The 26,440-nt window shown below is 64.4% G+C and carries 23 protein-coding genes and 1 other RNA gene; 4 read left to right on the top strand and 20 right to left on the bottom strand.

Going from position 1 to position 26,440, the window contains the following annotated elements:
- Positions 1-12: 12 nt before the first annotated feature.
- The 20 genes from I2H36_RS00855 to I2H36_RS00760 form a co-directional block, all read right to left on the bottom strand.
- Positions 13-909, bottom strand: a complete 897-nt coding sequence (locus I2H36_RS00855; RefSeq protein WP_196262001.1) for an outer membrane protein assembly factor BamD — start codon at positions 907-909, stop codon at positions 13-15.
- A gap of 195 nt (positions 910-1,104) precedes the next feature.
- Positions 1,105-2,049: a UDP-3-O-acyl-N-acetylglucosamine deacetylase gene (gene lpxC / locus I2H36_RS00850; RefSeq protein ID WP_196262000.1), complete on the bottom strand. Its 945-nt coding sequence runs from the start codon at positions 2,047-2,049 to the stop codon at positions 1,105-1,107.
- 290 nt (positions 2,050-2,339) lie between these two features.
- The gene (gene ftsZ / locus I2H36_RS00845) at positions 2,340-4,019 is read right to left on the bottom strand and encodes a cell division protein FtsZ (protein ID WP_196261999.1); all 1,680 of its coding nucleotides are present in this window, start codon (positions 4,017-4,019) and stop codon (positions 2,340-2,342) included.
- Positions 4,020-4,124: 105 nt separating this feature from the next.
- Positions 4,125-5,447, bottom strand: a complete 1,323-nt coding sequence (gene ftsA, locus I2H36_RS00840) for a cell division protein FtsA (RefSeq protein ID WP_196261998.1) — start codon at positions 5,445-5,447, stop codon at positions 4,125-4,127.
- Complete coding sequence (locus I2H36_RS00835; RefSeq protein ID WP_196261997.1) at positions 5,444-6,427, bottom strand: cell division protein FtsQ/DivIB; 984 nt, start codon at positions 6,425-6,427, stop codon at positions 5,444-5,446. Before I2H36_RS00835 ends, ftsA begins: the two co-directional genes overlap by 4 nt.
- Positions 6,394-7,317, bottom strand: coding sequence for a D-alanine--D-alanine ligase (locus tag I2H36_RS00830; protein WP_196261996.1), 924 nt, complete (start codon positions 7,315-7,317; stop codon positions 6,394-6,396). Before I2H36_RS00830 ends, I2H36_RS00835 begins: the two co-directional genes overlap by 34 nt.
- A 127-nt stretch (positions 7,318-7,444) precedes the next feature.
- Positions 7,445-8,401: a UDP-N-acetylmuramate dehydrogenase gene (murB, locus tag I2H36_RS00825; protein WP_210330915.1), complete on the bottom strand. Its 957-nt coding sequence runs from the start codon at positions 8,399-8,401 to the stop codon at positions 7,445-7,447.
- Complete coding sequence (murC, locus tag I2H36_RS00820) at positions 8,398-9,813, bottom strand: UDP-N-acetylmuramate--L-alanine ligase (protein WP_196261994.1); 1,416 nt, start codon at positions 9,811-9,813, stop codon at positions 8,398-8,400. The genes murB and murC overlap by 4 nt, the downstream gene beginning before the upstream one ends.
- Positions 9,810-10,934, bottom strand: coding sequence for an undecaprenyldiphospho-muramoylpentapeptide beta-N-acetylglucosaminyltransferase (gene murG / locus I2H36_RS00815; RefSeq protein ID WP_196261993.1), 1,125 nt, complete (start codon positions 10,932-10,934; stop codon positions 9,810-9,812). The genes murC and murG overlap by 4 nt, the downstream gene beginning before the upstream one ends.
- Positions 10,931-12,070, bottom strand: a complete 1,140-nt coding sequence (locus I2H36_RS00810) for an FtsW/RodA/SpoVE family cell cycle protein (protein ID WP_196261992.1) — start codon at positions 12,068-12,070, stop codon at positions 10,931-10,933. Before I2H36_RS00810 ends, murG begins: the two co-directional genes overlap by 4 nt.
- Positions 12,071-12,073: 3 nt before the next feature.
- Positions 12,074-13,465 (bottom strand): UDP-N-acetylmuramoyl-L-alanine--D-glutamate ligase, encoded by a 1,392-nt coding sequence (gene murD, locus I2H36_RS00805; protein WP_196261991.1) that lies wholly within the window; start codon positions 13,463-13,465, stop codon positions 12,074-12,076.
- A 4-nt stretch (positions 13,466-13,469) separates the two neighbouring features.
- Positions 13,470-14,555 carry a phospho-N-acetylmuramoyl-pentapeptide-transferase gene (gene mraY, locus I2H36_RS00800; RefSeq protein ID WP_196261990.1) on the bottom strand — a complete coding sequence of 362 codons (1,086 nt, stop codon included), beginning with the start codon at positions 14,553-14,555 and terminating at the stop codon, positions 13,470-13,472.
- 3 nt (positions 14,556-14,558) lie between these two features.
- The gene (locus I2H36_RS00795; RefSeq protein WP_196261989.1) at positions 14,559-15,992 is read right to left on the bottom strand and encodes a UDP-N-acetylmuramoylalanyl-D-glutamyl-2,6-diaminopimelate--D-alanyl-D-alanine ligase; all 1,434 of its coding nucleotides are present in this window, start codon (positions 15,990-15,992) and stop codon (positions 14,559-14,561) included.
- Positions 15,989-17,458, bottom strand: a complete 1,470-nt coding sequence (locus tag I2H36_RS00790) for a UDP-N-acetylmuramoyl-L-alanyl-D-glutamate--2,6-diaminopimelate ligase (RefSeq protein ID WP_196261988.1) — start codon at positions 17,456-17,458, stop codon at positions 15,989-15,991. The genes I2H36_RS00795 and I2H36_RS00790 overlap by 4 nt, the downstream gene beginning before the upstream one ends.
- Complete coding sequence (locus I2H36_RS00785; protein WP_196261987.1) at positions 17,455-19,230, bottom strand: peptidoglycan D,D-transpeptidase FtsI family protein; 1,776 nt, start codon at positions 19,228-19,230, stop codon at positions 17,455-17,457. Before I2H36_RS00785 ends, I2H36_RS00790 begins: the two co-directional genes overlap by 4 nt.
- Positions 19,227-19,622 carry a cell division protein FtsL gene (ftsL, locus tag I2H36_RS00780; RefSeq protein ID WP_196261986.1) on the bottom strand — a complete coding sequence of 132 codons (396 nt, stop codon included), beginning with the start codon at positions 19,620-19,622 and terminating at the stop codon, positions 19,227-19,229. Before ftsL ends, I2H36_RS00785 begins: the two co-directional genes overlap by 4 nt.
- Positions 19,619-20,668 carry a 16S rRNA (cytosine(1402)-N(4))-methyltransferase RsmH gene (gene rsmH, locus I2H36_RS00775; RefSeq protein ID WP_196261985.1) on the bottom strand — a complete coding sequence of 350 codons (1,050 nt, stop codon included), beginning with the start codon at positions 20,666-20,668 and terminating at the stop codon, positions 19,619-19,621. The genes ftsL and rsmH overlap by 4 nt, the downstream gene beginning before the upstream one ends.
- Positions 20,665-21,162 carry a division/cell wall cluster transcriptional repressor MraZ gene (mraZ, locus tag I2H36_RS00770; protein WP_196261984.1) on the bottom strand — a complete coding sequence of 166 codons (498 nt, stop codon included), beginning with the start codon at positions 21,160-21,162 and terminating at the stop codon, positions 20,665-20,667. The genes rsmH and mraZ overlap by 4 nt, the downstream gene beginning before the upstream one ends.
- 310 nt (positions 21,163-21,472) lie before the next feature.
- Positions 21,473-21,865, bottom strand: an RNA gene (gene rnpB, locus I2H36_RS00765) — RNase P RNA component class A.
- A gap of 47 nt (positions 21,866-21,912) precedes the next feature.
- Complete coding sequence (locus I2H36_RS00760) at positions 21,913-22,695, bottom strand: lytic transglycosylase domain-containing protein (RefSeq protein ID WP_196261983.1); 783 nt, start codon at positions 22,693-22,695, stop codon at positions 21,913-21,915.
- Between the two features lie 288 nt (positions 22,696-22,983).
- On the opposite strand from I2H36_RS00760, the gene I2H36_RS00755 reads away from it, so the two are divergent.
- From I2H36_RS00755 to I2H36_RS20400, 4 genes are all read left to right on the top strand, one after another.
- Positions 22,984-23,262 carry a hypothetical protein gene (locus tag I2H36_RS00755; protein WP_190844219.1) on the top strand — a complete coding sequence of 93 codons (279 nt, stop codon included), beginning with the start codon at positions 22,984-22,986 and terminating at the stop codon, positions 23,260-23,262.
- An 84-nt stretch (positions 23,263-23,346) separates the two neighbouring features.
- Positions 23,347-24,072 carry a TerB family tellurite resistance protein gene (locus I2H36_RS00750; protein WP_196261982.1) on the top strand — a complete coding sequence of 242 codons (726 nt, stop codon included), beginning with the start codon at positions 23,347-23,349 and terminating at the stop codon, positions 24,070-24,072.
- Between the two features lie 4 nt (positions 24,073-24,076).
- Positions 24,077-24,844 carry an N-acetylmuramoyl-L-alanine amidase gene (locus I2H36_RS00745; protein ID WP_196261981.1) on the top strand — a complete coding sequence of 256 codons (768 nt, stop codon included), beginning with the start codon at positions 24,077-24,079 and terminating at the stop codon, positions 24,842-24,844.
- 81 nt (positions 24,845-24,925) lie between these two features.
- Entirely contained in the window at positions 24,926-26,440 is a 1,515-nt protein-coding gene (locus I2H36_RS20400) for an efflux RND transporter periplasmic adaptor subunit (protein ID WP_196261980.1), read from the top strand.

Below are 26,440 nucleotides of genomic sequence, written 5' to 3'. Positions count from 1 at the left end.
GGATCGTGAGGCTTAGCCCGTCCGCTGACCGACCTGGGGAACGCCGCGGAAGGCCTTGCTGATCCAGGACTGGGAATCCTCGCGAGGCTCAACGCCGCCCTTCGTCAGAAGGGCGTGGGCGTCCTTGTACCAGGGAGAGTCGGGGAAGTTGTGGCCGAGAACGGCGGCGGCGGTCTGCGCCTCGCCCACGATGCCCATGGCCATATAGGCCTCGGTGAGACGCTCGAGAGCCTCCTCCACGTGGCGGGTCGTCTGATAACGGGACACGACCTGGCGGAAACGGTTGATGGCGCCGGCGTAGTTGCGCTTCTGCAGGTAGAAGCGGCCAACCTCCAGCTCCTTGCCGGCGAGCTGGTCGCTGGCAACCTGGATCTTCTTCCTGGCGTCGGACACGTACTCGGAGCTCGGATAGCGCTGGACCAGCTCCTGCAGGGCCAGGATGGCGCGCTCTGACTTCTCCTGGTCGCGGGTGATGTCCGGGATCTGGTCGTAATAGGCAGACGCCATGATGTACTGGGCGTAGGCTGCGTCCGTGGTGTTCGGATAGCTCTGGAGATAGCGGCGCGAAGCCGTGATCGCCTCGTCGTAGAAGCCGCCCTCGTAATTGGCGTAAGCTTCCATGATCAAGCCTTTGCGGGCCCAGTCGGTGTAGGGATACTGCTTGTCGAGGCTGCTGAACTTGGTGACCGCACCGTCAAAATCGCCCTTCTGCACCCGGGCAAGACCGTCGTTATAGATCTCCTCGGCAGGCAGGTTGGCGACGACCTCGGGCTTGTAGCTCGTGTCCTTCTCGAACGGGTTCAGGGACGAGAGCGTGTCGCATCCCGCGAGCCCCAAGCCGCAGATGCCAAGGATCAGAGCGCGGGCGGCCGCGCTTTTCATACCCGAATAAGCCTTCGCGAACGACATGCTTCGCGGTCCTCCAAAAACCGTGCCCGATGTTTTAACGGTGCATCAAAGGTTCTTTAGCCCAAGCATATGGGAAGAGCCAAGCCCATAGCACAGGGTTTACCCAATAGGAATTAAGAAAGCCTGCACGAAATCATGCGGCCAATGGGCGCCTTGAAACCTAAGGTAACGTAGCGGTGATCTTCAGGAAGGAATTCAGTGCACTTCGGGAGCGAAAACCGAAGCGACCGCGCTGCCGATGTCGGCATAGCCCGTCTCGCGACGCGGCGTGGCGTCGACGATGGCGTAGTTTGAGCGGCTCGAGAACAGGGCTTCCAGCACGGAGAAGTTCATGCGGTGACCGCCGCAATAGGACCGGTAGGTGCCGAGCAGCGGCAGGCCGGCAAGCGAAAGGTCGCCGATGGCATCGAGGAGCTTGTGCCGGACGAACTCGTCGGCATAGCGCAGGCCTTCCGGGTTCATGATACCGTCGTCGCCGATGGCCACGGTGTTCTCAAGGGAGGCGCCGAGCGCGAAGCCGGCGCTCCAGAGCTTCTCCACGTCGCGCATGAAGCCGAAGGTGCGGGCGCGGGAGATTTCGCGGCGGAACACGGAGGGAGACAGGTCGATGGCCTTGCGCTGGCGGCCGATCACCGGGGTCTGGAAATCGATCTCCACGTCGAGGCGGAAGGCGCGCTCGTTGGGGAGAAGCTCGGCGAAGGCCCGGCCCTGCGTGACCCGAACGGGCTTGAGAACCTTGATGTAGCGGCGGGTGACGCCCTGAACCACGATGCCGACCTGGTCGATGGCGTCGATGTACGGCTCCGAGCTGCCGTCGAGGATCGGAACTTCCGGCCCGTCGATCTCGACGAGAACGTTGTCGATGCCAAGGCCGGAAAGAGCCGCCATGAGGTGTTCGATGGTGGCGACCGCGCCCGTATCGCGGTCGCCGATGACCGTGCACAGCTCGGTGGCGGTGACCGCCAGATGCCGAGCATCGATCAGACGGTCCAGGCCGCCCGGAAGACCGGTGCGGAGGAAAGCAATGCCATGGTTCGCTTCAGCCGGATGAAGAATCATCTTCACTTCATCCCCGGAATGGACCCCGGTTCCGATGAGGGTCACGGCGGCGCGAAGCGTGGTTTGCTGGCTTTGCTTCATTAGTCCTGGACCTCAATTACCCTTGTCGCCTGACAGAGCCTGTTTCGCCGGAGGAAGGTGCATTGTCTGCGTTGTGCTTCCCGCGGCAGGCTTCTTGTAGCGGTGCCCCTTTTGATGTGAGGCACCATAGTCCCGCTATATGGCCAGGCCAAATCACGCTTTCTTACCGTGTGTTACAAAAGTGGTAAGCGCCAAATCTTTGATATTAATGATTTTTTAACGAAGAAGGCTCCCAGCCGGTTCGGGCTGGGAGCCTTTTGCAACAGCGGTAACAGCCTCGTCGGGCCTGCTCAGGTCGCCTGGCGGCGGAGGAAGGCAGGAATCTCCAGCTGATCGTCCTCCGACGTCGCCCGGGGAGCCGGGGCCGGCTGGCCCTGCGGCGGCCGCTGCGCCTGGGCCGGCATGGGCCGGCGGGCGTATTCGGCGTGAACCGACGACATGGGCTGGCGCGGAGCTTCCTGACGGGGCTCGGCAGGAACTTGCTGCGGTTCCTCGCGGCGGCCGAAGCCGATGGTCGCGAGACGCTGGATCAGCGAAGGCCTGTGCTCCTGGGCGGACTCCTCGCCGCGGCTGGCGCGCAGGGCGACCTGTCCGGGCATGGGCAGCTCGTCGATGCGCGGCATCCGGGCCGGACGCATGGCGCGCTCGGCCTGCGGCGGGATGAAGGCGCCCTGCTCCATCGGCTCCTCGTAGACCGGAGCCTGAGGCGCCGGCGCCTCATAGGCCACCGCCTGGCGCGGCTGGGCCGGGGTGAGAACCACGTCGTCGCGCACGATCGGCTGGGGAGCGGGCTCCACAGGCTGAGCCGCGACGACGGGGGCCGGAGCCAGAACGGGTGAGCCCTGGGTCAGGATCGGGGCCGCCTTCACCGGTTCAGGATGGGCGGCGGAGCGAAAGGTCGGCGTGGCCTGGGTGGCGCGGGCGCGGGCCTCGGCCCGCAGGCGCTCGGCAACCTCGGAGATGCGCTGCTCGGTGGCCGTCAGATCGCCGCCGTTCTCCATGATCGCGTGGTCGATGCCGGTCGCCACGACGGAGACGCGGATGATGCCTTCCAGGCTCTCGTCGAAGGTGGCGCCGAGGATGATGTTGGCATCCTGGTCGACTTCCTCGCGGATGCGGGTGGCGGCTTCGTCGAGTTCATACAGGGTGAGGTCGTTGCCGCCCGTGATGGAGATCAGCAGGCCGCGGGCACCCTTCATCGACACGTCGTCGAGGAGCGGGTTGGCGATGGCCGCCTCGGCCGCGCGGATCGCGCGCTTCTCGCCGGAGGCTTCGCCGGTGCCCATCATGGCCTTGCCCATGCCGCGCATGACGGAGCGCACGTCGGCGAAGTCGAGGTTGATGAGGCCTTCCTTCACCATCAGGTCGGTGATGCAGGCGACGCCCGAGTAGAGCACCTGGTCGGCCATGGCGAAGGCGTCCGCGAAGGTCGTCTTCTCGGTGGCGACCCGGAACAGGTTCTGGTTCGGGATCACGATGAGCGTGTCGACCGCCTGCTGCAGCTCGTTGATGCCGGCCTCCGCCAGCTTCATGCGGCGCACGCCCTCGAACTGGAACGGCTTCGTCACGACGCCGACCGTCAGTATGCCAAGTTCGCGGGCTGCGCGGGCCACGACGGGGGCCGCGCCCGTGCCGGTGCCGCCGCCCATGCCGGCGGTGATGAACACCATGTGCGAGCCTGCGAGCTGATCGCGGATCTCGTCGATCACCTCTTCGGCGGCCGCGCGGCCGACTTCCGGCTGCGAGCCGGCGCCGAGGCCTTCCGTGACCTGGATGCCCATCTGGACCACACGCTGGGCCTTGGAAGAAGCCAGCGCCTGCGCGTCGGTGTTCGACACCACGAACTCGACGCCCTCCAAACCGGATTCGATCATGTTGTTCACGGCATTGCCGCCGGCACCGCCGACGCCGAAAACCGTGATATGCGGCCTGAGTTCCCGGATGTCCGGAGCTTGCTGATTGATAGCCATGATCTGTGCCTCTTCTGGCCTTATAGTGATGAGCGTTTGGCGGACGCTGACCTTTGTTTACTTGAACTCTTCACGATGGCCCGCCGCGCCAACGCGTTACTCGTCTTAGAAACTATCGCGAATCCACCGGCCCATCCGAGAGAAGTAGCCGTCGGTTCCCGTACTCTGAAACAAGCCGCTGGAACGCGGCTCGAAATACTCGATGTGTGCCACCTGTGGATAAACCAGGAGGCCGACCACTGCCGAAAAGGCAGGACCCTTTGCCGCTTCCGGCAGGCCCTTGATGCCGAGCGGACGCCCGACACGAACCTGACCCTGCAGGATGCGACGTGCCGTTTCCGGCAGCCCGACGAGCTGGCTTGCGCCGCCCGTCAGCACGACCCGCCGTCCGGCCTGGGCCGCAAAGCCCGCGCCCTTCAACCGGTCGCGCACGAGTTCGAGAACCTCCTCGACCCGCGGCTTGATGATGCGAACGAGGTGCGACTTCGGCAGATGATTCGGAACGTCACGTTCGTCCTCATCGACCTGCGGCACCGCGATCATGTCCCGGTCATCCGCGCTCGAAGCGATGGCGGAGCCGTAGAAAGTCTTGAGCCGTTCGGCTGCGGACACGCGGGTCGTGAGACCGCGCGCGATGTCCATGGTCACGTGATGACCGCCGACCGCGATGGCATCGGTGTGAACCAGATGCCCGTTGGAAAAGATGCCGACGCTCGTGGTGCCGCCGCCCATGTCGACGACCGCGCAGCCCATGTCGGCCTCATCGTCGACGAGAGCCGACAGACCCGCAGCGTAAGGCGTGGAGATCACCGCCTCGACGCCGAGATGGCAGCGCTCGACGGCCAGCATCAGGTTTCGCGCGGCAGCCGCCTCGGAGGTCACCACATGCAGGTCCGCGCCGAGGCGTTCGCCGATCATGCCGGCCGGATCGACGATGTGGTTCTGCGCATCGAGCGAGAAGCCCGTGGGCAAGGCATGAAGAACGGTGCGGCCGCGGCGCAGATCGTAGCTGGATGCGGCATCGAGCACGCGGTGGACATCGTTTTCGCTCACCGCACCGCGCACGGGAACATGCGCCTCGAAATGCTCGGACGCGAGACGCCCGCCGGTGAGATTGACGATCACCGACTGGATCTCGACCTTCGCCATCCGTTCGGCGGCATGCACAGCCTGACGGATCGCAGTCTCAGCCGCTTCCAGATCGACGACCACGCCACCTTTCAGGCCCATGGAGCGCTGATGGCCGATGCCGAGGATGCGCGCCACGTGTGTGCGGCTGCGCAGTGACTCGGTTTCATCAGCCGGCTTCAGTTCCGCCACCACGCAGACGACCTTGCTCGTTCCGACATCGAGCACCGAAAGAATGGCGCTCTTGCGTGCGGAGAGTGGCTTCAGGCGAGGCGTCAAACCGTGACCCGAGAGACTCATGTATCGACCCCCTTGCCGCGCATTGGTTTTTTCTTGAGTGCCTCGGCGCGGGCCAAGGCGGCCTCTTCCGTCAAGCGGACGACGACGCGATCCGCCATGCGCAGATCGATCGCCAGCACGTCCTTTTCCAGAATTTTCTGCTCGTTCTCGAGCTTCACGAGACGGGCCAGCGCATGGGTTGCCCCGATCTCCGGCAGGCGCACGTCCATGCCGTTGTCCATCTTCAGCGTCCAGCGCCGTCCGGCCACGAGCGTTCCGGCGCGGATGCGCTGCTTCAGCGGGCCCGCGGCCTCGACCAGCGCGAGATAATCTTTGCTGCGGGCATTCGCGCCCTCGCCCACCACGAACGGCAGACCGACATAGCGCTCGTCCTGCATCAGGTCGATCACCGTGCCGTCGGCGGCAATGACGAAGAGCTCGCCGTTGTTCTGCCAGATGGCATGGGCCTCGCGCTCGGCCAGCGTGATCACGAGTTCATTGGGATAGAGCTTGCGCACGGTCGCCGACTTGACCATCGGCACGCGCTCGAGGCGCTCGCGCAGGTCGTTCACGTCGAGGAAGGCGAGCGACAGCTTTCCGTTTATGCCGGCCGCGGCAAGAACTTCGTTCTCGCTCATCTGCGAGATGCCGGAGATCGTCACCTGCTCGAGGCCGAGACCCACGGTGCGCGCCAGCGCATGGTGCGGTTCGCCGTGCTGGCGGATGAAACCGTCGATATGACCGCCCTGCCAGAGGCCGTAGCCGACGACGGCCGAGAAGAAGGCCAGCGTCAGGCCGGTTCCGAGAAAACGCGGAAGGCGCTGCTCGATCGGGGCGGCGGAGCGTCGGCGCACGCTGCTGGAGGCGCCGAACAGCTTTCTGATTCGGGAGGGCTGCTTGAACGATGAGGCGGGCCTCCGGTCCCCGGAGGCAGCGCGCGCAACGGCGAATCCGGCCGGGTAGGCCGTCATCGGTTGCAGGTAGCGTCCTCCACCATCCATTGCACAAGCTCGCCAAACGTATAGCCCGCATGGGCTGCCAGTTCTGGCACCAAGCTCGTCTCGGTCATGCCGGGTTGCGTGTTGACCTCAAGAACGACGAGTTCCCCGGTTCCCCCAGGAGTATCGTCGTACCGCAAGTCGGCGCGGCTGATTCCCCGACAGCCGAGCGCTTGATGCGCCGTTAACGCCAACTCTTGGACCTTTTGGTAAATATTCGGTTTAATTTCTGCCGGGAGGACGTGAATGGAGCCCCCCTTCACATATTTCGCATCGTAATCGTAGAAGACCCCGGTGGCGGGCCGGATATCGATGACCCCAAGGGCCTTGTCGCCCATGACCGCGCAGGTCAGCTCACGGCCCGCAACGTATGATTCCACAAGGACTTGGTCGCCGAAGGCCCAGTCCTCGCGCAACAGCTCCTGGGGCGGATGGGAGCGGTCCTCGCGAACGATGATGACCCCGTAGGACGAGCCTTCGCTGATCGGCTTGATCACATAGGGGGCCGACAGAACGTGGCTTTTCGCCGCCTCGAAACGGTTAACGACCATGCCTCTGGGAACCGGCACGCCGGCCGCCTCCATGACGATTTTCGCCTTGTCCTTCTGCATAGCGAGCGCCGAAGCGAGGACGCCGGAATGGGTGTAGGGAATTTTTAAGAGTTCGAGCAGGCCCTGAATGGTCCCGTCCTCCCCCACGCGCCCATGAAGCGCGTTGAACACCACGTCCGGCGCAACTGCCTGGAGAACGGTGGCGATGTCGGGCTGCACATCGATGGGAGTGACCTTGTAGCCTTGGCTCTCCAGGGCCTTGCAGCAGGCCCGGCCCGACGCCAGGCTAACCTCGCGCTCCGCCGACCAGCCGCCATAAAGGATGGCTACGTGCTTCGCCATAGGTGTCTCCCGTCATGCGCCCGGCGACACCGGGTCAGAAAGTGATTCGAATCAGGCCCGGATCATCGGACCCAAAAGTGGACTTGCACTTTTGGGTCCGATGATCCTTCTCTTAGCTGGCGCATCGTTAGGCGCGGAAAACCGGATCCACTTTTCCGTACGATGCGCTCGCAATCCCGACCCGCTTGATCTCCCATTCGAGCTCCACGCCCGACGTCTCTCGGACGCGGCGGCGAACTTCCTCGCCCAGGCCTTCGATGTCGGCTGCAGAGGCGGAGCCATGGTTGATCAGGAAGTTGCAGTGCATCTCGGACACCTGGGCATCGCCGATGCGCAAGCCCCGGCAGCCTGCGGCATCGACCAGTTCCCAGGCCTTCCTGCCCGGCGGGTTCTTGAAGGTGGAGCCGCCCGTGCGGGTGTTGACCGGCTGGGTCGAGGAGCGCGCCTCGGTGATGGCGTTCATTTCGGCCAGGATTTCTTCCGGATTGCCGGCCCGGCCCTCGAACAAAGCTTCGGTGAAGATCACGTCGTCCGGCACGGCCGCGTGGCGATAGGTGAAGCCCATCTGCGCATTGGTGAAGGTCACCGCCTCGCCGGTGCGCGTGACGCCCTTGGCCTCGACGAGCACATCCTTGGTCTCGCCGCCATAGGCGCCGCCATTCATGCGCAAGGCCCCGCCGATGGCGCCGGGAATGCCGCGCAGGAAGGAGAGCCCCGCAATGCCGGCCTCGGCAGCCGCGCGCGCCACCTTCACGTCGGGAGCGCCAGCACCGGCCCGCACGCGCAGATTGGGCTCGATTGAGACTTCGGCGAAACCCTTGCCGAGACGAATGATGACACCTTCCCATCCGCCGTCGCGGATGAGCAGGTTTGAGCCAAGACCCACGACGAGAACCGGAACGCTGCGGTCGAGGCGCTGAAGGAAATACGCCAGATCGTTCGCGTCCACCGGCGTGAACAGCACCTGCGCCGGGCCGCCCGTGCGGAACCAGGAGAGCGGCGCCGTCGGCGCGTTCGCATCCAGCTTGCCGCGCAGCTCGGGCATACCGGCCTTCAGGTCGGCAGTGATGTCGGCAAACATCAGGCCGCCTTCTCGCCGATGTGCTCGAGTTCGCCCGGTAGTGCATAGGCCCATTGGGTGATGTTGCCGGCGCCGAGGCAGATCACGTAGTCCCCGGGATTTGCAACGCCCTTGACGAGATTGGCGAGATCCTCGGACTTCTCCAGCGCCATCACGTTGCGATGCCCACGCGCCTTGAGACCCGACACGAGACCGTCGCGATCCATGCCGGGGATCGGCTGCTCGCCTGCCGCGTAGACCGGCGCGACGATGACTGCATCGGCATCGTTGAAGCAGGTGCAGAACTGATCGAACAGGGACGAGAGACGCGAATAGCGGTGCGGCTGCACCACGGCGATGACCTGCCCGTCCGTCGAAGCACGCGCGGCTTTCAGCACCGCGGCAATCTCGATGGGATGGTGGCCGTAATCGTCGAACACCGTGACGCCGTTCCACTCGCCCGTGCGGGTGAAGCGGCGCTTCACGCCCCCGAAGCCGGCGAGCGCCTTGCGGATCGCATCGGGCGAGACGCCGAGCTCATGGGCGACCGCAATTGCCGCTGTGGCGTTGAGCGCATTATGCGCGCCTGGCATCGGCAGCACGAGGTCTTCGAGCTCCAGGCGGAAGCCGGGGCGGCGGTCGCGGATCATCACGCGGAACTTGGTCTGCCCGCCACGCGGATCGACATCCATGATCCGCACGTCGGCCTGCGGGTTCTCACCATAGGTGATGATGCGCCGGTCCTCGATGCGACCCACAAGGTCCTGCACCGTCGGATGGTCGATGCACATCACAGCAAAGCCGTAGAACGGGATCGAGTTGATGAAGGAATGGAACGAGTCCTTGATCGCGTCGAAGGTACCGAAATGGTCGAGATGCTCGGCGTCGATGTTGGTGACAATCGCCACATCGGCCGGGAGCTTCAGGAAGGTGCCGTCGGATTCGTCCGCCTCCACCACCATCCACTGGCCGTCACCCATGCGGGCATTGGTGCCGTAGGCGTTGATGATGCCGCCGTTGATCACCGTCGGGTCGAGGCCGCCGGCATCGAGCAACGTCGCGACCAGCGATGTCGTCGTGGTCTTGCCATGGGTGCCGGCCACCGCCACGCAGGACTTGAAGCGCATGAGCTCGGCCAGCATCTCGGCGCGGCGCACCACGGGCAGGCGCTTCTCGCGGGCAACGACGAGTTCAGGGTTGTCGCGCTTGATGGCGGTAGAGACCACGACGATCTCGGCATCCTCCACGTTCTCGGCCTTGTGGCCGATGAAGGTCTTGATGCCTTTGTCGGCGAGACGCTTGACGTTGTAGTTGTCGGCGGCGTCCGAGCCCTGCACCGTGTAGCCCAGATTGTGCATGACTTCGGCGATGCCCGACATGCCGATGCCGCCGATGCCGATGAAGTGAATGGGTCCAAGCTTCGGCGGCAGTTTCATGGGCTTTTTCCGTTATGATTCGCAGAAGTGAGGGTGAGAACGGCGTGAGCCAGGCGCTCCGCCGCATCCGTGATGCTGGCGCTATGTGCGGCGGCGGCGGCCCGGGTCAAGCGGTCAGGCTCTTGAAAAAACGCTTGAATCTCGTTTGCCAGCCGCTCAGGGGTGAACTCCGATTGCGGGCAAACGATGGCGGCGCCCAGATCTCCGAGGGTCTTGGCGTTGGCCGCCTGGTCCTGATCGAGGGAGCCCGGCAGGGGCACGAGGATCGAGGGACGGCCGATTACGGCCAGTTCCGCCACCGTCGAGGCGCCCGAGCGGGAGACCACGAGATGGGCCTGAGCCAGCCGGTGCGGCAGGTCCTTGAAGAAGGGCTCGGCCTCGAATTCCACATTCAGCTGCTGGTATTGGGCGCGCACCCGATCCAGATCCTCGCCCCTCGCCTGCTGCGTGATGACGATGCGGGAGCGAAGCTCCGGCGGCAGACGCTCGATGGCGGGCGGCACCACGTCGCTCATGACCCGGGCGCCCTGGCTGCCGCCGACCACGAGGAGGCGGAATTTGTCATTGGCTTCAAGCGGCGTGTAAGCTTGCTTCGCCGCCTCCAGCACCGCGGGGCGGATCGGGTTGCCGGTATGGATCGTCTTGCCCGGCACATTGGCCGGAATGCCCTTGATGCCGGCAAAGCCCGTCGCGATCACGGTGGCGCGGCGGGCGAGCAGGCGGTTGGCCCGCCCCATAACGCCGTTCGCCTCGTGGATCACGCTCGGCACGTTCAGAAGCGAGGCGGCAATCACCGGCGGCACAGTGGGGTAACCGCCGAAGCCCACGACTACGGCGGGCTTCATCCGGCGGATCACGGCCATGGCCTTCAGGGTCCCCTGCCCGAGCATCAGCGCGGCTTTCGCCATCTGCGGAATGGAGCGGCCTGACGGCGTGGCGGAGGGTATCTCGACGATCTCGTCGGCCGGAAACGAACCTGCATAGGCATTGGCGCGCTTGTCGGTGGCAAGCGCCACCCGCGCGCCGGACGCCTTCAACGCATTAGCGAGGGCCTCGGCCGGAAAGAGATGACCGCCGGTGCCGCCGGCGGTCAGGAGGATGAGAGGCGCGCTCATCCTCACATCCGATCCTGGCCGAAATGGTCCATCATCTCGGCGCGCGGGCGCCGCCGCGTGAGCGCGATGAGGAAGCCCATGCCGAGCGCCAGCGACAGGAGCGACGAGCCGCCATAGGAGATGAAGGGCAGCGTCATGCCCTTGGCGGGCATCAGATGCACGTTCACCATCATGTTGATGCAGGCCTGCAGGCCGAACATGAAGATGAGGCCCGTGGCGGCAAGGCGGCAGAAGGTATCATCGTTGCGGCGCGCCAGCGTGAGGCCGCGCAGCACGATGAAGGCGAAGACCATGAGCAGCGCGATGCACACGATGATGCCGAACTCCTCCGCCGTGACGGCGAAGATGAAGTCGGTATGGGCGTCGGGCAGGATGCGCTTCACCGAGCCCTCGCCCGGGCCGCGCCCCAGCCAGCCGCCGCGAGAGAAGGATTCCATCGCCGTGTCGACCTGGAAGGTGTCGCCGGAATCCTTGTCGAGGAAGCGCTCGATGCGGGCGCGCACGTGCGGCAGGAACTGATAGGCCGCGCCGATGCCGAGGAGCCCGGCACCGCCGAGACCCATCACCCAGAACCAGTGCAGGCCAGCGACGAAGAACAGGCCGCACCACACGATGGTGACGAGCATGGTCTGGCCGAAATCCGGCTGCAGGATGAGCGGGATGATGGTGGCGGGCAGGAGCAGGAAGGCCAGCAACGTGCCCGGCACGTCCTTGCGCCGTGCACCTTCCGAGAACGCCCAGGCCGAAAGCACCACGAAGGCGGGCTTCACGAACTCGGACGGTTGCAGGCCGAGCGGACCGACCATGATCCAGCGATGGGCGCCCTTGATCTCGGGCCCATACTGGAACGCCAAAAGGATCATCACCATGCCGGCTGCATAGACCAGCAGAGCGAGACGCCGCAGGTGGCGCAGGGACAGGAACGAGACGATGACGATGATGAACAGGGCCGGGACGAGGAACATCACCTGCCGGTTCACGAAGTGGAAGGTGGAGAGCCCGAGCCGCTCCGCAACGGGCGGACCGCCCGCCATGAGGAAAACGAGGCCTGCCAGCATGAGGATGGCGAGGCCTGCGAGAAGCAGGCGGTCGACCGTCCACCACCAATCGCCGAATGCCGAGCGTTCCGCGCGTGACACCATCTCTCAAGCCCCCCTGGCTTCGATGCCGGGTAATGCCCGGACCAGATCGCGGAAATGGTTTCCGCGCACTTCGTAATTGGGAAATTGGTCGTAGGAGGCGCAGGCCGGCGAGAGCAGGACGACGGCATGAGCGCCGAGCGACTGCGCATCGGATGCCGCCTGCGCTACCGCCTTGTCGAGGGTGCCGCAATGAACGTGCGGGACTTGCGTGCCGAGCGTCTTTGCAAACTCATCCGAAGCTGCGCCGATGAGATAGGCCTTGCGGATCTTCGGAAAGTAAGGCTTCAGCGGCTCGATACCGCCTTCCTTCGCCTTGCCACCGAGAATCCAGAAAATATCGTCGAAGGACTTGAGCGCCTTCTCGGTGGAATCCGCGTTGGTGGCCTTGGAGTCGTTGATGAAGAGCGCCTCGCCGATATGGCCGACCTCTTCCATGCGATGCGGCAGGCCGGGGAAGGTGTGAAGGCCCGAGCGAATCTCGTCCGCAGGCACGTTCAAGGCCAGGGCGATGGCGATGGCCGCCGCAGCGTTCTGCGCGTTGTGAGCGCCGCGCAGCGAGCCGATGCCGGACAGGTTTGCCAATGGAACGGCGTCAGCTCCGGTCACGCTGACCAGGGTTTCTCCGTCAGCGAAGACACCCTTCACGTTAAGAGGCTCGACCGAAACGCGGGCGACATTCACGCCCTTGGCCTCGCAGGCGTCAGCGATCGCACGGCTCATCGGATCATCAACGCCGATGACGGCCAGACCCGCCTTCGCCACCAACCGCTCCTTGATCGCCGCGTAGAGCTCCATCGTCCCATGACGGTCGATGTGATCGGGCGACAGGTTGAGATGGACGCCGATGGTGGGCGCGAGCGACGGCGCGAGGTCGATCTGGAACGAGGAGCACTCGATCACGTGGATGCGATTGTCGGCAGGCAGTTCGAGCGACAGGATCGCGGTGCCGATGTTGCCGCCCATCTGCACATCATGGCCTGCCTGGCGCAGGATATGGGCGATGAGGGCCGTGGTGGTCGACTTGCCGTTGGTGCCGGTGATCGCGATGAAGGGCGCGTTCGGGGCGGTCTTGGCGCGTTCGCGGCAAAACAGCTCGATGTCGCCGATGATCTCGACGTCGGCTTCACGCGCGAGCTTCGCTGACCAATGCGGCTCGGGATGGGTGAGCGGTACGCCGGGCGAGAGGATGAAGGACGAGACCTCGGACCAGTCGATGTTGCGCAGGTCGGCGGTCTCGATGTCTTTCGCGCCTGCTTCTGCCATCTTCGCCGGATTGTCGTCGCAGGCGATCACCCGCGCGCCGCCCTCCTTCAAGGCAAGCGCAGTCGCGAGCCCCGAGCCGCCGAGGCCGAAGAGAGCGACCGTTTTGCCTGCGAAGGAGGTGACGGGTGTCATGCGCTTACCGGAGTTTCAGGGTGGCGAGGCCGGTGATCGCGAGCACCACGGCGATGATCCAGAAGCGGATCACCACCTGCGGCTCGGTCCAGCCCAGCTGCTCGAAGTGATGGTGGATCGGCGCCATCTTGAAGACGCGCTTGCCGGTGAGCTTGAACGACGTGACCTGGATGATAACTGACAGGATCTCCAGTACGAACAGGCCGCCCACGATGGCGAGCACGATCTCGTGCTTGGCCGCAACCGCGATGGCGCCGAGCATGCCGCCGAGCGCAAGCGAACCCGTATCGCCCATGAAGATCTGCGCCGGCGGCGCATTGAACCAGAGAAAGCCGAGGCCAGCCCCGATGAGCGCACCGCAGAGCACCGCGAGTTCGCCGGTGCCGGGCACGAAATGGATCTGCAGGTAGTTGGAGAACACCGCGTTACCGGCGAGATAAGCGATAAAACCGAAAGTGCCTGCCGCGATCATCACCGGCACGATGGCGAGCCCGTCGAGACCGTCGGTGATGTTCACCGCGTTGCCGGCGCCGACGATGACGAAACCGGCGAAGATCACATAGAACCAGCCGAGATTGATGATCAGGTCCTTCGAGAACGGCAGCGCCAGTTTGTTCGCCAGTCCCGGTGTCGCCATGTAGGAGATCGCCAGGCAGGCCAGAACCGCGATGATCGCCTCGATGGTCAGGCGTGAGCGTCCGGAAAAGCCCTTGTGCGACTGCTTCGTCACCTTCAGGTAATCGTCATAGAAGCCGATGGCGCCGAAGCCCACGGTGACGAACAATACGACCCAGACATAATGGTTCTCGAGGTTTGCCCAGAGCAGGGTCGAGACGAGCACGCCGGCGAGGATCATCAGGCCGCCCATGGTGGGCGTACCGCGCTTCGTCAGCAGGTGCGATTGCGGCCCGTCCTCGCGGATCGGCTGTCCCTTGCCCTGGCGCACGCGCAGGAGCGAGATGATCGCTGGTCCGAACAGGAACACGAACAGCATGCCGGTCGCCGTCGCGCCCCCAGTGCGGAACGTGATGTAGCGGAAAATGTTGAGGGGGCTGAAATAGGGGCTGAGCTCAGCCAACCAGGTTAACATCGATCATCCTTTCAGCGCGTGGGCCGTTGGGCTCGCGCCGTAACGTTCTTTCAAAGCTTTGACAACCAGGGCCATCTTCATGCTGAGCGAGCCCTTGACGGTCACAGCATCGCCAGGACGGATTGCGGCGCAGACCGCGTCGACCAGATCGGCGGAGGTTTGCGTGTGAGCCACCACCATGGCTTTCGGCAATGCGTCCACAAGGTTCTGCATCAGGGCACCGGCGGCAAAGACCTGATCGATCCCGTTGGCCTGGACCGCCTCCGCCAATTCCGCGTGAAGCTGCGGGCCCGTCTCGCCCAATTCCTTCATGTCGCCCAGAACGGCAATCCGCCGCGCCCCGCGCCCGAGTTCCACCGCGCCGAGATTGGCCAGCGCCGCGCGCATGGACGCCGGATTGGCATTGTAGCTCTCGTCGATCAGCAGGGCCTCGCCCTCCCCGACCGTGAGCATCGTGCGCTCGCCGCGTCCGACCGGGGGCTTGAGTTCGGCGAAGGAGAGCGCCACCAGAGCGATATCCGCGCCGAGCGCATGGGATGCCGCAAGTACGCTCAGAGAGTTGAGCGCGTGGTGCCGGCCCGCCGTGCCGATCCTGTAGGTCAGGGGCTGGCCGAAGATCGTGGCATCGACCACCGAATGGTCGGGCTTCACGATGATGCGGTTCGCACGGATATCCGCCGCCTCATGCTCACCGAACGTGATGACGCGGCCTGCCGCGGAGGCCAGGGCATGAACGCGCATGCGCTCGAAATAGGCGTTGTCGCGGTTGATAACGGCCGTACCGCCGGGCTCCAAGCCTGAAAAGATCTCACCCTTGGCGTCGGCGATGCCCCAGAGCGAGGGGAAGAACTCAATGTGAACCGGCTCGACCGTGGTGATCACCGCCACGTGCGGGCGCACCATGCCGGTGAGCGGCAGGATCTCATAGGCATGGTTCATGCCGATCTCGAACACGCCAAACTCGGTTTCACGTGGCATGCGCGCGAGCGTCAGCGGCACGCCCCAGTGATTGTTGTAGGACGCAACCGAAGCATGCGTCGCACCCTGGCGGGAGAGAGCGAGACGCATGGCCTCCTTCGTGCCGGTCTTGCCGACGGAGCCGGTGACCGCGACGATCCTGGCATTCGTGCGGGCGCGGGCCGCGCGGCCGAGCTGGCGCATCGCCTCGAGCACATCGGTAACCACGATCAACCTGTCGAAGCCTGCGAAGCCAGGAGCTTTTTCCTCGGACACGACAGCAGCCGATGCGCCCTTCTCCAGGGCCGCGGGCACGAAATCGTGCCCGTCATGCACGTCGCCCCTGATGGCGAAGTACAAATCGCCGGGCTCGAGCGTGCGCGTGTCGATGGACGCACCCGTGCCTTTCGCGAAACCGCTGCCGATGCGGGCATTAGTGGCGGCTGCGATTTCGTCTCGTGTCCAAAGGGGCGAATTCATCCCTGCCTCGCTGCAATGGCCGCCCGGACCTCGTCATGGTCCGAGAACGGCAGGGTCCGGTCGCCGATGATTTGGCCCGTTTCATGACCTTTGCCGGCCACGACCAGAATATCGCCCCGGCGAAGCTCGCTCACAGCGGTGCGGATGGCCTGAGCGCGGTCGCCGATCTCCCGAGCGCGGGGAGCGCCCTTCATGACCTCGGCGCGGATGGCGGCCGGGTCCTCGGAGCGAGGATTATCGTCCGTGACGATGACCACATCCGCCTTGTCGTTGGCGATGCGTCCCATGAGCGGGCGCTTGCCCCGATCCCGGTCGCCGCCGCAGCCTATGATGCAGACAAGTTTTCCCTTCACGAAGGGGCGCAGCGCATCGAGCACATGGGCGAGCGCATCGGGCTTGTGGGCGTAGTCGACGATGCAGATGGCACCGTCCACCTCACCCACCTGCTCCAAACGGCCTGAAACGCCTTTGAGCGTTTTAAGGCCCTCGAATACCTCGGCCGCCCGGCCTTCGCCTTCCACGGCCAGCACGAGGCCGGCCGCGACGAGGGCGTTCTCGACCTGAAAAGCGCCAAGAAGCGGAAGATGTGTCTGGAAGGTCTTCCCAACCGCCTCGATGGTCAGGGCCTGCGTAAAGCCTTCCGCGCGCGCTTCGACGAGGCGGATGGTCTCGCCCATGCTGCCGGTGGTGATGACGTTGAGCCCCCGATTGCGAACGCCATGCAGGAACACGTCCGCATAAGGACCGTCCGCATTAATGATCGCAGGCGCATCCTGCGGCAGAAGCGTATCGAAGAGGCGAAGCTTCGCCGCCGCATAGGCCTCCGTGGTGGCGTGATAGTCGAGATGGTCGCGGCCGAGATTGGTGAAGCCTGCAGCATGCAGGCGCACCCCGTCGAGGCGGCGCTGGTCGATGCCATGCGAGGACGCCTCCATGGCAAGGCGCGTGACGCCGTCATTAGCCAGCCGGTCGAGGCTCTCATGCAGGGAAATCGGATCAGGTGTCGTGAGCGAGCCGTAGGCGGCGCCGTCCGACGTGATGATGCCGAGTGTGCCGACGCTGGCGGATTTGTAGCCAAGATGCGCGAAGAGTTGGCGGATAAAATCGGCCACCGAGCTCTTGCCGCTCGTGCCCGTGACGGCGACGACCTTCTCGGGCTGATTGGGATAGAAGCGTGCGGCCGCAAGTGCGAGCGTCCGGCGCAGGTCCTTCACCTGCATGTAAGCTACGGATTCCGGCAGATCGGCCGGGCGCTCCGCTTCGCCGACAATGGCAACTGCACCGGCGGCCGCCGCCTGCGGCACGAAGCTCATGCCGTCCACCTTGGTGCCGGGTACGGCAAAGAACAGAGTATCAGACACCACCTTGCGGCTGTCGGAGGCGATCTTCGAAACGGAAAGGGACGCGTGAGCGTCACCTGCCGCGAGGTCGAGAAGGTTGCCGAGATGCATAACCTGCGCGCTCATCGATTGCTGCCCCAGGCGCCGAGGCGCGACATGAGCGGGAAGGGCTGCACTGGTGGTTCGAAGCGCGGCGGAACGCCGAGCAGCGGCGCGATGCGCTCGATGATGTTGCCGGTCACGGGAGCGGCGTTCCAGCCGGCCGTCGAGAAGCCATAGGTTCCTTCGATCGCCTGCGGCTCGTCCATGATGGTCAGGAACACGTATTTCGGCTTGTCCGCCGGCACCACGGCCGTGAAGGTGGTGAAATTCTTGTTCTTGGCATAACGGCCGCCGATCACCTTCTCGGCGGTGCCGGTCTTGCCGCCGACGAAGAAGCCCGCAATCGAAGCGTTTCCGGCGGAGCCTTCCGGCGTCGAGGCGTTGAGACGCATCACGTAGCGCATCGCCTCGCTCGTCTCGGGCTTGAGAACCTGAAGAGCGTTCCGGCGTGCCTCATCGATGGTGCGCTTCATGAATGTCGGTTTGATCATGACGCCGCCATTCACCAGTGCGCCCACCGCCATGAGGGCCTGGAGCGGCGCCACTGCAAGGCCGTGGCCGAACGCGATGGTCATGGTGTTCAGCTCACCCCAGCGTGGCGGAACGATCGGCAGGGCATTCTCCGGCAGCTCCGTCTCAAGGCGGGTCAGCTGGCCCATCTTGCGCAGGAAGGACTTGTGACCTTCAACGCCGATGCCGAGCGCCATGCGGGCGGTGCCGATGTTCGACGAGTGCACGAAGACTTCAGGGGTGCTGAGCACCCGGTGCGTGGCGTGATAGTCACCGATGGTGAACTTGCCGTAGCGCAGGCCGGAGCGGGCGTCGAAGGTCGAGTTGATGTTGTATTTGCCGGAATCGAGCGCCATCGCGACGGTGAGCGCCTTGAAGGTCGAGCCCATCTCGAACACGCCGACATTGATGCGGTTGATCCGGTCCTTGTCGAGGGCATCGACCGGGTTGTTGGGATCATAGTCGGGCAGCGACACAAGGGCGATGATCTCGCCCGTATTCACATCCAGGATCGCGCCGGCGGTGGCCTTGGCCTTGAACTTGGCCATGCCTCTGGCAAGCTCGTCGCGAAGGGCGTGTTGCACGCGCAGATCGAGGGAGAGCTGGATGGGTTTCAGGTCAGCGGCGGAAATGTTGAAGCCTGCGCCGTTGAGGTCCTGCAGGCCCATGCTGTCGATGTATTTCTCGATGCCGGCGATGCCCACATTGTCCACGTTGGCGAAGCCGAGCACGTGAGCGGCAGCCTCTGCATTGGGATAGACGCGCTTGTTCTCCGGCAGGAAGCCGATGCCGGGAATGCCCAGCCGATGGACCTCCGCCTGCTGGCGCGGCGTGATCTCGCGCTTGACCCAGACGAAGCCCTTCTTGGTACCGAGCTTGTTGCGCAGGTCCGTGGCGTCGAGATCCGGCAGAACGGCGGTCAGCAGCTCGACGGCCTCGTCCTTGTCGACGATGTTGCGCGGCTCGGCGAAAACCGACACCATCTTCACGTCAGTGGCAAGAACTTCGCCATTGCGGTCGACAATGTCAGGGCGCGCGGCGGAAATCTCGGAGGACGCCGCACGGCGCACCTCGCTCGTATTCTCGCTTGTGAGCGCGAGATGAACGAGACGTCCACCGATCAAGCTGAACAGGCCGACGAAGCAGACCGCAGCCAAGCCCACGCGCGACGTGCTCTTGTCATGACGCAGGCGAAACAGCTCGCGGGCATGACCGAGCAGACCACGCTTTGCGGGAAAGGTCTTACCCGGCCATTCGGTTTGGGACTCTTGCGACACGAGGCTCACCGTTTCGGAGTTTGAGTCGTCGGGGTGCGGGCGTCCGAATTCCTGTCCTTCGGAGTCGAGGTCGGCTCGAGCAGCCCGAGCGCTTCGAGCTTGCGGCCGATCTCGTCCTCGCGGGACGGACGGTTCGGCAGGTCGGACAGACGCGCGAGCTGCTGGATCTTCAGCGCCTGAAGATCGAGGTGCTTGTCGGCGGCATCCTGGAGGCGGTCCGGACGGTCGAGATATTGCCACTCGGCTTGCAGAACCGCGATGGCTTCGCGCTCGCGGCTGACCTGCGACTTCAGCTTCGCCACCTGCTCCACGTAGTAGAGGGTTTCGTACTTGACCGAATAGGCATAGCCCGCCGATGCGATGAGGGCGGAGATCGCGATGATATGGAGCAGACGGATCACCGACGGCCTCCCTTTTTCTCGGCTGTCTGCGGCAGTTCGGCCAGCATGGTGATGGCGCTCAAGGGGTCCTGCGGCGGCGTATCGGTGCGAGCGCCTGCGCGGAGCTTCGCCGAACGGGCCCGCGGATTGCGCGCCATCTCCTGTTCGCTTGGCGCGACAGGGCCGCGGGTGATCGCGTCAAAAGTGGGCTCAGCGGCCGCCGCCGTCGGCAAATGGCGCGAGCCGGTGGGCGCGCGGCCGGTGCGGGCGGCAAAGAACTGCTTCACGATGCGGTCTTCGAGCGAATGGAACGTGACGACCACGAGACGTCCGCCGGGCTTCAGGATGCGCTCCGCCGCATGCAGGGCACGAGCCAACTCACCGAGTTCGTCGTTGACGGCAATGCGCAGTCCCTGGAACACGCGCGTGGCGGGATGGATGCCGCTGGGCTCCTGCCGGATCAGGGAGGCCACGAGATCGGCCAGCTGCCGCGTGGTCTCGAAAGGTTGACGGCGGCGCGCTTCGATCACCGCACGCGCCACGGCGCGCGCGCGCCGCTCCTCGCCATAATGATAGAAGATGTCCGCGAGTTCGGACTCGGACGCTTCGTTGACAAGATCCGCCGCGCTGGGGCCCGACTGCTCCATGCGCATGTCGAGCGGCCCCTCGTTGCGGAACGAGAAGCCGCGCTCGGCCTGATCGAGCTGCATGGACGACACGCCGATGTCAAGCACGACGCCATCGACGCTCTCGAACCCCTGTGCTCGCGCGATGTCGTCGAGGTCGCCGAAGCGGCCCGGCACGAGCATCAGGCGTTTCTTGAATTTGGCTGCAAGCGCTTCGCCGCCGGCGATCGCATCGGGATCACGGTCGATAGCAATCACTTTATTCTGCGAATGGGCGTCGAGAATGGCGCGCGTATAGCCGCCCGCACCGAAAGTGCCATCGATGAAAATGCCACCGCGATTTGCATCGAGCGCTGTGCCAACCTCCGCCAGGAGAACAGGAACGTGACGGGACGGTCCGCCAGCGGCTCCGGCTCCTGGGCCGTCGCCGCGTCCCATCATCGCTCCCGTACTCCTGGTGAGGCGTTCTGCACTAGCCTCGGTTCCAATATTCGATTGCCCAATGCTTTCTTCAGGTCTCGGACCTTCGTGCGCGCCTCCTCCAAGTGCGCACGGAAGCGCTCGGGCTCCCAAATCTGGAACTTGTGACCAAGTCCGACGAACGTCACCGTATCGCCGATCTCGGCATGCACTTTTACTGTGTCCGTCAGGATGACACGCCCCTCCGGATCGACCTTCAGAATCTCGCTGGTTCCGAACAATGCCGTCGACAGCTGATCCCGTTCGTCCGAATAGGGCGACAGCGTCGACAAGAACGCATCGATCTCGTTCAGAAGCACGTTGCCGCCTGCGTCCAGTGCCGGCGCATCGAGCGCCGGATGTACGTAGAGCCCCTCGAATCCATCCCGAGCCAGCACGGCCCTGAAGGATGCGGGGATCGAGACGCGACCCTTCGAATCCAACTTGTTGGTGAAATTGGACACGAAGCGGTTCATTGGCCGCAGCTCGCACGCTCCTGATTGTCAGCCCCCCGACAGATCCTGAGGATCTGCCACCCGTTGTCGGTGGTGACGCTACTTTCCGAAGCAGTACGCCAGCACTTCTCGGGTGCTTGACGCCCTCTTCGGAAGACACCGTCGACGGGATGGTTTGGGATAACATGGGATAATATGGTCGTCAACGGAACGGAGGTGGAGCGCAGGCCTTATGGCATGTGTTCCTCATGAGACGCATTTACGGTTAATGAATCGTAAGCGGAGCAAAGGTTTGCTCCGCTTTCTGCAAATTTCGAGCCTGTGGAAAGATGGGGTCAGCCGGCCTGTAAGCCGGGTTCTGTAGGGCCCAAAGTCTAAGACTTCGGACGTGGCGACCATTCCTCTGGGACGATCATTGCTGACCGCCTCTAGCAACCAACCCGGACGACCAGCCTGGAAGCAGGCCTGGCGCGAGCGCCTGTCGTCCCTATTCGGTTTTGCTCCTGGTGGGGTTTACCATGCCGTCCGCATTGCTGCGTCCGCGGTGCGCTCTTACCGCACCCTTTCACCCTAACCCTGGGGTCCGAAGACCTTGCAGGGCGGTCTGCTTTCTGTGGCACTTTCCCTAGGGTTACCCCCGCCGGACGTTATCCGGCACCTTGCTTCCATGGAGCCCGGACTTTCCTCCCCGAGATGAACTCGAAGCGGCCGCCCGGCCGGCTGACGGATGGGATGTGGTGCCAAAAGGGCCCTGCCGTCAAGGCCGGTCGATCAATCGGCAGCCGCCGTGATCACCTTCACCTTGGCGCAATAGGCCCGCGAAGCAGCCGTCATGGTCTGGGTGCGGTGGCCGAACTGATAGCGCAGGATCGTGCCGCAGGTGTCGCCACCCGCGAGCTTATAGGCCGTGGCCAGGTACTTGAGGCCGTAGCGGAGATTCGTTTCCGCATCGAAAAGCCCGGCGGCATCGCCCTTGTAGCCCAGCGACTGCGCCGTGCGGATATTGATCTGGGTGAGGCCCATATTCGGCCCGTTGCGGGCGCCGGCATTGTACCGGCTCTCGAGCCGGATCACGGCATCGGCCAATTCATAGGGCAGCCCGTTCTCGGACGCATAGCGGACGATGAGCGGCTTGAGCACACCGGCACGTGCTGCATCGGGCAGGCGCGCTTTCGACCCGGCGGCCATCAACGGAGCAGGAAGGGAAGCAGTCTGCTGATCGGCCCCTTCAAGCGCAGCCATCGTCTTTGCAACTGCCTCGGGTTGGGCCTCTTCCGCCTTGCTGACCTGAGACTTGTTGGACTTGGAGGCAACCGCTTCCTTCGATTTCTTCTTGGCCACGCCCTTGGCATCCGGCTCCGGGGCCTCCGCGGTAGCCTCTTCCTTGGCGAAGGCAGCGGCTTCAGCTGCGGCAGCGTCGAGGAACTCCTCGGCCTGATCCGGAGAGATGGGGGCGCTCTCGCCTCCGCTCGCCTTGGCTTGAGATGCCACCACAAGGGCCGCTGCGCCCAAGCCTGCAATCGCCAGCGTTCTGAGGAAGTGTTGCCAAGTCAAACCGAAACTCCAGCTGGCGGTAACCATAAGGGGGCGCTGGGTGACGGCGGAATGAGGCGAAGATGTGGCGCATCATGACACGACTTTGTTCAGAATGGGTTCAAGCTTGACCGTATTGTCTTGACGGTACTCGGGCCCTACAACGGGATTCTAGCCTCCGATTGGCTCCGAATCCCGCCCTATCCCGTGCGCTGGAGGAACTCTTTCTTCGCACAGGAGTTGGCGACAGCGTAAGGTCAAGCTAACTACCGCCGGGCCAACGGCCCGCTCAACAACAGGGAAGCCTCCATGAAGAAGATCATGACAGCCATTGCCGCCGGTGCTCTCACCCTCTCGATGGCCGCCTGCAATACTCCTGGTGAGCGTGCCGTCGGCGGCGCAGCCATCGGCGGTCTCGCCGGTGCGGCTATCGGCGGTGCAGCGACAGGCTCGGCAGGCGGCGCTCTCGCCGGTGCAGCCATCGGTGGCGCTGGTGGTGCGATCGTGGGTGCCTCGACGGCTCCGCGCGGCCCGGCCTGCCCCTATGGCACCTACCAGGACGTCTACGGCAACGTGTACTGCCGCTAATCGCGCCTGAAAGCGAATTTCGGGGCCGAGGCGTTCTCGGCCCCTTTTCTTTTGCCTGCACTTGAGCGTACGACTTAATTCAAGATGATTCAGTCGATTTGGGGTAAGCTCGGAGGCGCCGGCATCGGCCTCGCGTTGGGTGGGCCGATAGGTGCCCTCCTGGGTGGCGTCGCCGGCCATGTTCTCGTTGATCGCGAAGGCGCTTTGTTCGGAAAGCCGCCGCGTGACGTCATGTTCACCATGGGCCTTGTGGCGCTCGCCGCCAAGATGGCGAAGGCCGACGGCGTCGTGGTCGACGTCGAGGTCCGGGCCTTCGAGCAGATCGTCGAGGTGCCGGACAGCGAGCATGACCGGGTGGAGCGTCTGTTTAACCTCGCCATGCAGACCTCGGACGGGTTCGAGGCTTATGCCCGCCAGATCCACGAGGAGTTCAGCGAGGAGCCCAGCCTTCTCGAGGACGTGCTCGACGGCCTATTCCACATCGCCAAAGCGGATGAGGCCGTTCACGAGGCCGAATACGCCTACCTCAAGGAGGTAGCGACGATCTTCGCCTTCTCAGACAAGGATTTCGAGCGTATCGCCGCGCGCCATGTGAAGCGCAAGGACGATCCCTATCTCATCCTCAACGCCGACCGCGGCATGAGCGACGAGGATCTGAAGCGTCACTATCGCAAGCTCGTCGCCGACAATCACCCCGACCGGGAGATCGCCCGCGGTCTGCCGCCGGAAGCCGTGAAGATCGCCACCGAGCGGGTTGCCACCATCAACGCCGCTTGGGAACGCATCGCCGCCGAGCGGAACATCAGGTGACCGCATGAGCGCGCTGACACCGGAGAGCCCCGTCGCCGCCAAGGTGTTTCCGTCTCCCAATCACGGAGAGCGCAAGAACGGTCAGCGCCCCAGCATGCTCATCCTTCACTACACGGGCATGCCCGACGAGGGCGAAGCGCTGCAATGGCTGTGCAATCCGGTCTCCCAGGTCTCCGCCCATTACTTCGTGTTCGGCGATGGGCACGTGCTGCAGCTGGTGCCGGAATCGCGCCGGGCCTGGCATGCGGGTCTCTCCACCTGGGACGGAGACACCGATATCAACTCCTGCTCTATCGGCATCGAAATCGCCAATCCCGGTCATCCCGGCGGCCTGCCGCCCTTCCCCGGAGACCAGATCGAGAGCGTCGCGTCTCTGGCGAAAGACATCGTTACCCGCTGGCGCATTCCGGCCACCCGGGTGCTTGCCCATTCGGATGTCGCGCCCGGCCGCAAGGTCGATCCGGGCGAGCTCTTTCCCTGGAAAGCCTTGCACGAGGCGGGCGTCGGCCACTGGGTCGCGCCGGCTGCGACCGGCGACGGCCGCTTCTTCTCCCGTGGCGATCAGGGTATGCCCATCGAGGCGCTGCAGGCCATGCTCGTGATGTACGGCTATGGTCTCAAGATCAATGGCGTCTTCGATGAGGATACGGAAAAGGTCGTCGCCGCCTTCCAGCGCCATTTCCGGCCCGAGCGCGTGGATGGCGTGGCGGATGCCTCCACGATCATGACCCTGCGCAACCTGATCGCAGCCCGGCCGCAAGCCGCCACATGACAAAGAGTTAACTCGCAACGCTATAGGAAATCGGCCACAATCACCCTGCATGAATGATCATGTCTTGCTGAGGGTTGTTGGGTGCGTCGCGTCTGGTTGTGGCTGATCGTCATTCTTCTGGTGGCAGGAGGCGCCGGCTTCGTTGTGTGGCAACCAACAGGCGGCAATGCCTCGGCCCAGGCTTATCGCCTCGGCGCGGTCGATCGCGGGCCGATCGTCGCGAGCGTGCGTGCCACAGGAACGCTCAACCCGGTCACGACGGTGCTTGTCGGCTCGCAGCTTTCCGGCCAAGTTGTCGAGATCCTGGCCGATTACAACACGCCCGTGAAAGAAGGCCAGGTGGTGGCCCGCCTCTATGCGGAGCAGATCAAGTCGCGCCGGGATGCGGCGCTGGCGGATCTCGCCCAGGCAAAAGCCGACCTCGACACCAAGCGCGCCCAGATCGACAAGGCCCGCTCCGGGCTCGGGCGCGCCGAAGCGCAGGCTGCCGACCTTCGGGCGCAGCGCGACCGGACTCAGGCTCAGCTGGAGGAAGCCCGACGCGGTCTCGAGCGGCAGACGGAACTCAACACCCGCGCGGTGGGAACGCAGACCGCCCTCGAGCAGGCCCGCACGCAGGTGGACATTCAAACGGCGAACCTCGCCTCGGCCGATGCGCAGATCGCATCAAACCAAGCGGAGACGCTTGGGCTGAAAGCCGATCTCGCATTGTCGGAAGCGAATGTGAAATCTGCCGAGGCGATCATCCTGCAGCGGCAGGCAAAACTGCGAGATATCGAGATCGATCTTGCCCGCACGGAGATCAAGTCGCCGGTCGAGGGCGTGGTAGTCAAACGCGACATCGAGCTCGGCCAGACGGTCGCCGCCTCGCTCTCCGCCCCAACTCTCTTCACCATCGCGCAGGATCTGCGCGAGATCGACATCTATGCCAATATCGACGAGGCAGATGTGGGCCGTCTCAAGGAAGGGCAGAAAGTGTCCTTCACGGTCAACGCCTATCCGAACCGCACCTTCGACGGCAGGGTTCGCATGGTGCGTCTTGCCGCGCAGACGGTGCAGAATGTGGTCACCTACACGGCCGTCATCAGCGTGCGCAATCAGGACCAGGCGCTACTGCCCGGCATGACGGCGAACCTCCAGATCATCACCGACGAGCGCGAGGACGTGCTGCGCATTCCGAATGCGGCCTTGCGCTTCCGGCCCGCCGTCACGATGGCGGCGACCGAAGCAGGAGACGGCGCACGGGACGGCCAGTCACCAAGACGACGGCCTCGTCTGCCGGATGAGCAGGCTGGCAACGGCGAAGGACGGGGCACTGCAAGGGATGGCCAAGGACCGCGGCGGCCCCGTGGCGAACGGGCCGTTTCCATGCAGGACGAAGGCACCAGAGCGCGCATCTATCGCGTCGGACCTGACGGCAATCCTCAGCCCCTGCCCGTGCGGCTTGGGGTGACGGATGGGGCCTATACGGAGATCCTGCGCGACGACCTGCAGGAAGGGGCTGCGATCATCATCGGTGCGCCGCGTGGTGACGCGGCGGATGAGGCGAATGGCGCCCCCGCCAACCGCCGCCCGCGTCCGCCGCGGATGTTCTAG

Source organism: Microvirga terrestris, from assembly GCF_015694425.1.
Taxonomy (GTDB): Bacteria; Pseudomonadota; Alphaproteobacteria; order Rhizobiales; family Beijerinckiaceae; genus Microvirga; species Microvirga terrestris.
Note: the sequence above shows the minus strand (reverse complement) of the source record. Positions and strands in the feature narration are given on the sequence as shown.